Source organism: Candidatus Symbiothrix dinenymphae (assembly GCF_001431085.1).
The window spans coordinates 1-617 of sequence record NZ_BBRU01000231.1 but is presented as its reverse complement, the minus strand read 5'-3'; the positions used below and the strand labels follow the sequence as shown (position 1 = coordinate 617).

At 28.2% G+C, this 617-nt stretch carries 1 protein-coding gene; it reads left to right on the top strand.

From position 1 onward, the window contains the following. Positions 1-617, top strand: a 617-nt coding sequence (locus ASC50_RS03210; protein ID WP_158648349.1) for a hypothetical protein, incomplete at both ends; no start/stop codon positions are given.

Here is a 617-nt window from a genome sequence, read left to right as displayed (position 1 = left end):
TTATGGCATTGATAAATTTAAAAATAAAATTGTTCCCTATGACTACCTTAAAGAGTCTAATATAAAGAACACTTATTTTAAAAATTGCGTAGAAGCATTTGAAAAAACAATTAAATTGAACCGTTCTGTCAAAAAGAAAAGTTCCGAAACAAATACAACTACAAAAAACGAGAGTCAATCTCAACAATTAGAAGAACGATTTCAAGATTTTAAAAATCAAGTAATGAATCACATTAAACACCAAGATGATAAAATTGGCTCGTTGGAAAAAACAGTAGGTTTTTTAATTGATGAGGCATATCACGGATTACAGCCCATTAGCAATCATCTAAAAATTCGCTTTGATAAAAGTATTCGAAAATATTCATTTGAATTTGAAAAACAATTCAAAATTATTTCAGAAGGAGTGTTGCCAATAAGATATCAAACTCAATTCTATGCAAATAGAAAATTGGATGACGGCGAAGCAGCAAAACTATATTACGAACATAATAAAATTATGTGGAAAGATTTAGAAGTTGGTGCAAGCATTTCAATTTCGAATGATAATGGAAAAAATTTTGGCGAAGAAATTTTGGTAAAAGTTAATCCAAAAACAAAATGGGGTAATTTTATTC